The organism is Arthrobacter sp. Bz4 (genome assembly GCF_003075455.1).
Classification (GTDB): Bacteria; Actinomycetota; Actinomycetes; order Actinomycetales; family Micrococcaceae; genus Arthrobacter_D.
The window spans coordinates 1-9750 of sequence record NZ_QDAE01000038.1 but is presented as its reverse complement, the minus strand read 5'-3'; the positions used below and the strand labels follow the sequence as shown (position 1 = coordinate 9750).

The 9750-nt window shown below is 60.7% G+C and carries 9 protein-coding genes; 4 read left to right on the top strand and 5 right to left on the bottom strand.

Going from position 1 to position 9750, the window contains the following annotated elements:
* A partial coding sequence (locus DDA93_RS16395; RefSeq protein WP_207771364.1) for a hypothetical protein occupies window positions 1–285 on the top strand: 285 nt, incomplete at its 5' end.
* A gap of 12 nt (window positions 286–297) precedes the next feature.
* Here DDA93_RS16395 and DDA93_RS15430 read toward each other — a convergent pair.
* On the bottom strand, window positions 298–537 hold the full coding sequence (locus DDA93_RS15430; RefSeq protein WP_116779247.1) for a helix-turn-helix domain-containing protein: 240 nt from the start codon (window positions 535–537) through the stop codon (window positions 298–300).
* A 649-nt stretch (window positions 538–1186) separates the two neighbouring features.
* On the opposite strand from DDA93_RS15430, the gene DDA93_RS15425 reads away from it, so the two are divergent.
* On the top strand, window positions 1187–2215 hold the full coding sequence (locus DDA93_RS15425) for a DUF4192 domain-containing protein (protein WP_116779246.1): 1029 nt from the start codon (window positions 1187–1189) through the stop codon (window positions 2213–2215).
* Window positions 2216–2224: 9 nt separating this feature from the next.
* Here the strand turns inward: DDA93_RS15425 and DDA93_RS15420 are convergent, their stop codons facing one another.
* The 4 genes from DDA93_RS15420 to DDA93_RS15405 are packed head-to-tail and all read right to left on the bottom strand — an operon-like array spanning window position 2225 to window position 5364.
* Window positions 2225–3412, bottom strand: a complete 1188-nt coding sequence (locus tag DDA93_RS15420; protein ID WP_116779245.1) for an alpha/beta hydrolase — start codon at window positions 3410–3412, stop codon at window positions 2225–2227.
* The gene (locus tag DDA93_RS15415; protein WP_243400667.1) at window positions 3405–3854 is read right to left on the bottom strand and encodes a hypothetical protein; all 450 of its coding nucleotides are present in this window, start codon (window positions 3852–3854) and stop codon (window positions 3405–3407) included. Before DDA93_RS15415 ends, DDA93_RS15420 begins: the two co-directional genes overlap by 8 nt.
* On the bottom strand, window positions 3851–4879 hold the full coding sequence (locus DDA93_RS15410) for an MAB_1171c family putative transporter (protein ID WP_116779244.1): 1029 nt from the start codon (window positions 4877–4879) through the stop codon (window positions 3851–3853). Before DDA93_RS15410 ends, DDA93_RS15415 begins: the two co-directional genes overlap by 4 nt.
* Window positions 4876–5364 (bottom strand): hypothetical protein, encoded by a 489-nt coding sequence (locus DDA93_RS15405; protein WP_116779243.1) that lies wholly within the window; start codon window positions 5362–5364, stop codon window positions 4876–4878. The genes DDA93_RS15410 and DDA93_RS15405 overlap by 4 nt, the downstream gene beginning before the upstream one ends.
* Window positions 5365–6031: 667 nt before the next feature.
* Here DDA93_RS15405 and DDA93_RS15400 point away from each other — a divergent pair.
* Both DDA93_RS15400 and mobF read left to right on the top strand, forming a co-directional pair.
* Complete coding sequence (locus tag DDA93_RS15400) at window positions 6032–6277, top strand: hypothetical protein (protein WP_133185574.1); 246 nt, start codon at window positions 6032–6034, stop codon at window positions 6275–6277.
* Window positions 6274–9750 (top strand): MobF family relaxase (gene mobF / locus DDA93_RS15395; protein ID WP_133185571.1); only part of this gene is annotated, 3477 nt, incomplete at its 3' end. The genes DDA93_RS15400 and mobF, both read left to right, overlap by 4 nt.

Sequence of the window (9750 nt, the reverse complement as noted above, 5' to 3'; positions counted from 1 at the left end):
CTATTAGACGGGTGGATTGAGGAACTGGTGATGCGTGAGGAACCGGTGATGCTCACGGAGGCGGAACTGGATTTACCGTCCAACCCGGTCCACGAGTTCCCTGCACCCCGGCGCGTGCACGTGTGGATTCGCTACCCCTCCCAGGCTTACCGGGTGAAGGGACACGCGAAAGCGTGGACGAAAACGGCGGTCAAGGTGTCCTTCTTCGAACCAGGAATCAAGATTCAGCGTGAGGGCTGGGTATGGGTCGGAGCCGTCAGCCCTGCTGCACCGGATGAGCTGTAAGCGAGGGTCGGTTTAGCCTGCGGTGCCGGCGGGCAGGTCACCACGGCGGATTGCCTCAGCGGTGCGCTGGTAGGCGTCGGCGATATAGCCCTCCAGTTTGGTCCGTTCGATACGCCATTGCGATCTGCCGCCAATCTGGATTGCTGGCAGATCGCCGGATTTGATCAAGGCGCGGATCTGACTGGCGCTGGTATTGAGTTCTTCGGCCAAGTCAGGAATGGTCATAAACCGTGCCAGTTCGAGTCTGCTCATAGGGTCATGCTCCATAGGTGGTCCTGGGGCATCGCTTAATGAAGGTGGGGCCGGCTTCTGCACCACACAGTTACCGGCCCCGCTGTTTCTCCTTGTTCTCCCTGCGAAAGGAAACTAGTTGTAGCCTAGCGCTTCGTAGCTTTGGCCGTGATTACGCTGAGCACTCCCTCCGGCTCCACGCGGCGAGTTCTGCGGCGCAGATTGGCTAGTTTGAAAGGGTGGTTCGGACTGCTCGGGGCAGTTCCCCCACCCGCCGCTGTTACCAACATTTCTGGTGGGGTTCTGGAGGCGCTGGGTGCTTCGCGCTCCCCCGCTGCTTGAATGGCGCCGGTGGACGGGCTCGTAATCGTCATGCCGCGACGCCGAAACAAACCCATGAACGACTAGAAGCATCTTCGCTGTTTGTCATTCTGATCCCCATCATCGCTGGGCGGGTCCTCCGCGCAACCAGGGCGCGGAGCGCCGGGAGCGGATCAAATTTTCGCTCGGCGCTCCTCCGTCGCTTATTTCCTCGCGAAATTTTCGCCCGTTCCCGGTTTCCCCAAGTTGCACTCCGGCCCCTCGTGCCCAGCGGTGATTCCTCTATCAGAACGACGCACAAATCTGACAGACACGCCCGGTGCCGGCCAGTCACTGAAGGAGAAGGAACGTGGAACCGCTAACCATCAAAACCCCCGCCGATGTCCTGAGTTTCATTGGCCACACCTTGGGGTTTTGGCCCCGAGAAAGCCTGGTCTGCATCACCATCACCGACAACCATGTAGGGCCAACCCTCCGAGTCGATCTGCCGAAGCCACACACCGAAATCAGCTACGCAAAGATGGTGGCAGGCTACCTCGGCCACGACTCCAGCGCTGAAGGTGTGCTCTTCGCCGTCTACACCTCGGAGCCCATGAGCGGCGATCAAAAGCCACAGGCGACAACTATTGCTGCGCTCACAGGCGCCCTAGCCGAGCGAGGACTCACCATCAGGGAAGGACTCCTCGTCGGAGATCAAACAGTGTCGCAGTACGACGGCGACCCTGACACCGGCGTCAAGCTCCCCTTGAGTGCCACGCAATCCAGCCAGATCAACGCCGAATTCGTCTACCGCGGCAGCACCATCGAACCCACCAACCGCATCACGCTGCCAGCATCGACTAAGGATTCCGTGACCTTGGATGCCGTTGAAAGCCGGGTCGCCGCCATCCGATGCCTGAACCATCGAGATGCGATGGAACAGGCCAGGACGCTGTGGGCAGAAATGCTGAACGCAAAGGCATACCCGGACGACGAGCAGACCATCAGCCTGATCGCGAACCTCCAGCTCCCCGCCATCCGCGACCAACTCATGGCCGACATCCCCGGAATCGACGAACCCATGGACCGGGTCCTCCTAGCCCAAACACACGGCAAGCCCCAGTGGTCCCGCATCGAATGGGCCGAGCAACTACTCGTCCACGCCTACACTCACAGCGCCACAATTCATTCGGCTCCAGCTTTGACCGCCATTGCGTTCATCAATTGGTGGGAAGGCAGAGGCAGCAAGGCCCATCAGTTCCTGGAGCTCGCCCTTGACGCCGACCCCAATTATCGGCTGGCCAGGCTTAGCGACCAAATGATCGGAACCGGAATCGTCGCTGGCTGGAGCATGGATAAAAGCACGGCCTACCGGGATCGGGGACCCGAAGCTTCATAAGCCCCTCAATCAGAGGGTTACGGCGGCGGGCCCGGGCGGACCGTTTCGGAGCCAGAGCTCCACCGCCGCGTCCCAGCCGTCCGGATCGGCATTCCACTCCTGCGTGTGCTCCGTGGAGGGAAAAGTGAGCAGCGTTGCCAGTTCGGGGCGTCGGGTGACGAACTCGCGGGAAATGGCAAAGGGTGTCGAACGGTCCCCTTCGCTGTGGATGACGAGGATGGGAACACCGAGTTCGTCGGCCCGGGCCAAAAAGTCCAACGTATGAAAGCTCAAGGGATCGTCCAGGCCAGTAATCCAGCGTGTTCCGGATGACCCAAGGATCTGCAGTCCAAGCCTTGCAACCCAACCGGGGAGCATACTGGACCGCGCGTTGGCCACTAGAGTGCCGCTCCAGTCGATAACTGGGGCATCGAGCACGAGCCGAGAGATGACGTCCCGAAACTCCGATGACGCCGCGAGCTGAAGAGCAATTGAGGCACCGAGGGACCAACCGAAAAGGACTATCTGGCGTGCACCCTCCCCCACGGCATACGACACCGCAGCTCCAACGTCGCACCATTCAGACTGCCCCAGGTGATACCGGGCGTCCTTGGATGCAGGCGCATCCCGGTCGTTCCGGAGTGAGACAACCAGGGAGGTGTATCCCAGCCGGTCCGCAACAGGCACGCCGCGAAGAGCGCCTGCCCTCGATCCGCCCAAGCCATGGATATGGATCGCCCAGGTGGAAGGGTCTCCGGATGCCTGGGGCGGGGTGAACTTCCATGCTGGCGCCATGCCGTTCTCGACAGGAACCTGCACGTCCGAGTAGGGCAGCCCTAACGGCTCCGGCGTCGGATAGACGTATCCGCTCCATATGCCGGTCTTGGTGGTCTGGAGGTCTCCGGAGTCAACCCGTTCAACTAGCCGGGTTACCGTTCCGGCGTTGGGGTCCGTCGACACAATCTTTCCAATGCAGGCGTGGCCTGTGCCGTCGGAAAACCAGATGCTGTAGCGACCTGGAGTCGTCGTCGGTGCAGATGACGGTAACGCCACCATTAGTTTTCCGTCGGCGTCGTGGAAAACGTGACGGATCTGCAAATCTTCCCTCCGCTGCGTTTTGGGCACCACAACATGCCGGGCGAAATAGACGGCCGCGAGGAAAGCGGCCGCGCCAGCAATGCCGCAGCTAAGGGCCACAGCAGCAACGACCCTACGCATCGGCGTCGTCCTCGGGAGTTTTCAGGCGTTCGTCGATGGCTTTTCGGAGGCGCCGTAACGTCTCCGGAGAAATTCCCTGCAGCTGTCTTGCAGCGAAGTTTCTCACTCGGTTTTCCCGCAGTGTGCGCAATAGCTCGAGTTGAGCGTCCACCAACTCGGGAATCTCGCCGTAGTCGTCCAAAAGGTATCTAGGGTCAACGCCAAAGAATTCGGCGAGGTTCTGCAAAAGCTGCGGGTCGGTCGCCATAGAACTATCGCCAGCACGCATGTAGGCCCAGCGGGAGCGAGACAAAGGCGTTCCGCGATCCGACATGTGCTTGCTTATCTGCGGATACGTCAGGGGCGATAATCCTCGGGCCTCATAAAGATCGAGCAGGAGATTTAGCTTCCGCGCGAGTCTCGCCTGCGGCTGTTCGTGGATCCAACCTTCGCGGTCGATCACGGGTCAGTGTCTCCTTTGCGTGACACCCCTGGTCGTCGATGTTCGGGTACTGCCAACCGGGTTCCAAGATGTTGCTCCGTCTCTCGCAAAACATCCAGATCATTTTGACTCAGCGATTGGGCGAGGTGGGGGTCGATGAACAGTGCGTCCTGGATCTCTATCAACATCCGATGTAGTCGACGCTCGGGTTCATCGTGGGGGCCAACCGCAGTTTGGGCCTGATTTAGTCGAATATCGGATCGTTCCGATGTGATTCGGTTCCAGAGCGAAGACAAGCGTTCGACGAGGATAGCTGCGGCACGGGTATTTGACCTACGCGCCAATCGACGCGCGACGGGTGGCAAAGCTAAGCCCACGCAAAGGAAAACCATGGCAGCCACTAGCGCGGCGTCGTAAACATAGGAGAGACGCGTCATTGCCTCAAGCTCCCCTATGAGATGGAGAGAGTTCATTCCCAGCACTACAAAGACCAAAACCACAGCCAGAGTGCAGCCCACGCCGATGAACACCAAAGCCAAGCGGAAATACGGCCTTGCCATCTCGCCACGGAACCTGAAACAGGTTAAGCCGGTGATGGCCATCACCACGCCGATGTAGAGGAACTGGACGCTCGAGTACACGGCGGCCGGCCACTGGCTTCCAAAATCCCTCATGAAAGAAGTCGAAGTCCGCGGAGCATCAATCAAGCTGAAGCCGACAACGAGGGCCACAACCACAGTCCCAAGCGTCCAAAGCCCTGCTCTGTTGTGAGCGTCCTCCGCCTCGCTGACACTGGCGGCCCGTAGGATCGCACGGGACAGGAAGTAGATACCAACAACCATGAGGATATTGGCTATTAGGTCGAGGAGATTGCGGCTACCGAGCAGCTGGTCCCCCGCGTTATAAATCAGGTCAACGTTGAGCGTAAGTGCGGTAGCTATGGTTAGAGCCGCCACCAAGATGCTCTTGTCCTTGCGCCGCTTTAGATCCGGCAGGAGGCACAGAGCCAGGCACCAGATCACGACAGCCGCAATTCCCTGAATCATCCGAAGATCCGTTCAAACGAGCGCGGCTCGAGGCTGCTGTCCCGGATGGCAGCAGCAAGAAGATCCGCCAAGGTTTCGGCTGCGGCCTCAATATGATCCAAAAAGTCACTTCGCCCCAGGATCCGCGACACCTTCTCGCCGGAGATGTTCGGAAACAAAGTCTCCGCATAGTTTGAGGACACCACCAGCTCATCGTGTCGGAGCACCATATGGCCCAGTTCGTGAAGGATAAACTGCTGGCGATGTAGTGCCGACGGCGTGGGCGCGTGCAGGATTATCTCCGCACTATCGGTGGACAGCCACAACCCGCAGACCGATCCCCCGTTCAGGGACTCGGAAACGTCGACCTCGATCCGCCGCTGCCGGATGGTCTCGACAATCGATATCAGCCCTTCCAACGAAACACGGCTCGGCAGATTGAGTGCGAGGAATCCTTCTGCGGCGCTCCGCGCCGGCGAAGGCTTGACCGAAGCTGCGTAGTCCATCGGAACCCCATCCTGCGGCTGGCGATGTTTGCCGGCTGGCCGCCGTTCGTCCCACGGCCCCTCATCCAAGACCGTCCGTGACCATTCACTTCCATTGAACGCTCATACTCTGGACATGTCCAGAGCTTTCCACAGCGGCTTCAGAATGACCGTCCTACTCCTCAAAGAAGCAAGCAGTCCAGCTAGATAAATACACAGTTGCTATACCTAGGCAGAACCAGCAACCTCGCCAGCCGCATCAGAACAGCCCTCGACCAGCCAGCAAGCTCTTCGTCCGTGTCGAGTTCCAACCGCACCACACCTCTGGCATCCAAGGCAGTCGCCGTGAGCGCGTACTCACGGGAAGTCATGTCGCAGAACACATCGGCGTAGATGAACAACTATGAGCGGAAAGATTTGCGGGGAATGCGGCGAGCGCTTCGACCCGTCGCGCACGTCGCAGCGGTTCTGCACTTCCCGCTGCGCCAACAGACAGCGTGATCGACGACGGCGGCATAAGGCGAAGGGCGGGCCGCACGCATCTGGCCCCGATGCTGCGTTGGATCCACGCGCCAAAGCATCGGCACCACGGGCACGCCATTACAACGCCACTGCCCGTTTGTCTGCAGCCCTCGCGACGAACAGGCAGCTTCTAGATTCGTTACATGCCCAGCTCAGGTCCCAAGCCGTGGACATCGACCACTTAACGGCAGAGAACGCGGACCAGCGAGACGTCATCAAGAGCCTCCGCATGGACCTCGATCGTTACCAATCCACCCATAAAGCTGACGCCCAGGACTTGATTCGGCTGGCCGGCAAGCTGCTGATTCTGTCCCAGGCCACCGGCCAGGAAATAGACGACACCACCAAAACCATATTCCGGCAGCGAGGGTGGACATCCTCCAGCCGTCATCGGGAGGCGAAGAAGCAATGACCATGTCCATCGCCCGGCTATCCGCACAGTCGGGCCTGAGGTACCTTCTCAAGACCACCATGTTGGACGATCTGACGGTCCCTCCCGCCGAAGCCACCACGTACTACATGAAAGCCGGAACGCCACAGGGGCGCTGGCTGGGTTCCGGCCTTCAAGGCATCAACCGGACCAGCAGAGACCTCATCACGGAATCTGATGCTAAAGCTCTTTTCGACCACGCGGCCCACCCAGATACCGGCACTCCTCTGGGACGTCCGCACGGCCAACCCACGGTCGTTCAGTACAGCCAAGGCCGAACCGAAACGCGCCACGCTGTCGTCGGTTTCGACCTCACGTTCAGCGTTCCCAAATCTGTGTCCGTCCTCTGGGGCCTGAGCCCCCGCGCTCTGCAGGACCAAATTCTCCAAACCCACCACGACGCCGTCAATGCCACCCTGCAGTGGATCGAAGAATCAGCCATCCACACGCGAGCCGGCCGCAACGGCGTCGCCCACCTCGGCACCCGCGGCGCCATCGCCGCCGCCTTCGACCATTGGGAATCACGTGCCAGAGATCCTCAGCTGCACACCCACCTGGTCATCGCTAACCGCGTCCAACGCGTCACCGACGATGCGTGGGTCACCCTGGATTCGCGGACGCTCTACAAGGCTACTGTCGCCGCCAGCGAGCACTACAACGGTCTTCTCTTCGACGCACTCCACCGGAATCTCGGTACCGACGCCGACATCCGTGAGCCAGACGCGAGTACACACAACCCCAGCCAGCAACTCACCGGCATCGACCAAGTACTGATCCGTGAATTCTCGAACCGCTCCCGCCTCATCGATCTGGAAACTGACCGACTCGTCGCAGAATGGACCGTCGACCACAGCACTCCCCCAACCGCGACAACCATCATCAAACTCCGCCAGAAAGCAACCCTTTCCACCCGGACTACCAAACCGGAATCCGTAGCGCCACTTCATCAGCTCTCCGCACAGTGGCGGGCCCGCGCAGCCGCCAAAGGCTTCGAGCCCAGCGCCGTTCTCGCCAACACCGTGAGACGCTCCCACACGGCCCCGTACCGTACCAGTGACTTCACGGCCGACTGGATCGTCGCTGGCGGCTCACTGACCCGCGAGCGCGTCGCGGCGAAACGCGCCACCTGGAACCGGTGGAACCTCCTCGCGGAAGCCGAACGGGTCTGCGCGGACATCCGCTGCAACACGCCGGCGGACCGCAACACCATGATCGATGCCGTTACCACCGCCGCGGAAAACCAGTCCGTTCCACTCAACGAGTACCGTTACACCGTCCCCGTCAGCGCGCGGCCCGACCTCCGCTTCGCGAACCGCAGCATCTTCGACTTCCACGGCTCCCGGCTCTACACAGACATGGCAACCCTCGCCAATGAGGATGCCGTGATGGCGGCACGGAACGACGACGGCGGCCCGGCAGTGAGCGCGGCCGTCGCCATGGAATCGCTCGCCAGCTACAAACACCATGGCCGGCTAGAACTACACAGCGACCAGCACTCCGCGGCGGCCCAGGTACTACTCAGTGGCAACCGGCTCGACGCCATCGTTGGTCCCGCTGGAACCGGAAAGACCACCACCCTCGGCGCAGTCAAAGAAGCCTGGGAAATTGAATTTGGGGCCGGAACAGTCATCGGCCTGGCACCGGCAGCGGCGAGCGCCAAGGTCCTTGGGCGAGAGCTATCGATGGCCACGGAAAACGTCGCCAAATGGCTCTATGAGTCGGTCGGCCACGGAGCCGGCCGTCGGGCTGCGCAGTTCTTCGACGCGGAACAACTGCTCATAGTCAACGCGGCTCCCGGCCCGCTGTCCCTCAAGTTCGCTCAGAGAGCAGCCCGGCTCGCCGCCGAACAGGACAGGTGGCGCTTCCATCTCAACCAGCTGGTCGTCGTCGACGAGGCCTCGCTAGCCTCCACCCTTCAGCTCTCAGCGCTGGTACAGCAGGCACGGGACGCCGGGGCCAAGGTGCTGCTGGTGGGAGACCCCGGGCAATTGGATGCCATTGACGCCGGAGGTACGCTCGGTTGGCTGGACCGACAATGCAAGACGGTACAGCTGAGCACCATTTGGCGGTTCGAACAAAAGTGGGAGCAAGACGCATCGCTCAAGCTCCGCGCCGGAGACTTCGCTGCCATCGCCGCCTATGAACGGCACCAACGTATCCAACACGGTTCGTACGTCGATATGGTCGACGAAGCCTATCTGAGCTGGCAATCGGACCTCAGAGAAGGCAAGTCGTCCATTCTCATTGCGGCCGACAATGACACGGTAAGCATGCTCAACCGTCGCGCCCAGGCCGACCGAGTCATCCAAGGCACCGTGGACGCGGAACACACGGTGCTGGTCAGCGACGGATCTCGGGTGGGCGCTGGCGACACCGTCATTGCCCGCCACAATGACCGCACCATCACCGACAGCAGCGGTGACTTCATCCGGAACGGGACCATACTCGACGTTGTCCCGACCCCCGGGCGCGACGGCTTGCTGACCGCGGTTCGCCGAGACACCGGCGCGACGATAGTTCTTGGCCAGGAGTATGTTGAAGCGTCGATCGAGCTGGGATATGCGACGACGGCCCACCGTTCGCAGGGAATCACCGTGGACACGGGACACACCGTCGTCACCCAGGGGCGGCTCACGCGGGAGCTACTGTACGTGAGCATGACCCGTGGACGCGCGGAAAACTACGCGTATGTCAGCGAAAACAATCCTTCAGAGGACGAGCCTCTGGATTCCGCCTTGCCGTCATCATGGCGCCAGATCCTTGATGAGGTCCTGGCCGCCGAAGGCGCCGACCGCACAGCTCACGAAGTCCGCAACGCCGAGCAGTCGAAGGCGGATAGCCTTGAGCGCCTCAGCTCTGAATACGACTACCTCTCACAAATCGCAGCCGCCGACGATCTGGTGGCATTCCTAGATACCCAGTCGCCCGCCAGGGTTTCCGAAATTCGGCGGTCTCCTTCGTGGGGGGCCGCTGTTGCGGCCTGGCGCCAGTCCATTGGCGTTAGCAGTTCAGACACGCAACGTGTTGTCATCGCTGCCTTGAGAACAGGCACTTCTGCTCGAGATGTGGCCGCGGTGATCCACTCCCGAATCCGTCAGTTTCTGTCCGGGATGCCCGCAGCTGGAATTGATCCTGTGGCCGCACCGGCCCGCACCTCGCGTCCCGATCTGGCAGACATGATCAATCAGGTTCAAGACCGGGTCCAAAAGCGGAAGACCCAAGTCACCCTCGCAGCCATGATGCTTGACACCGAATGGAAACGCGCGCTGAGGGAGACCTTGGGTCCGAATACTTTTACAGAACATGGTGCGGACGTCATTCGCCAAATCGCCATCCACAGAGACAGATGGGGTATTGGTGACTCACCCCTTCCCTTGGGACCAATTCCTGACTCGTACGACTGGGAACAACAGGCGCAGCGCGCAAGGATTACTCAACTCGTTGACCAAATCGTT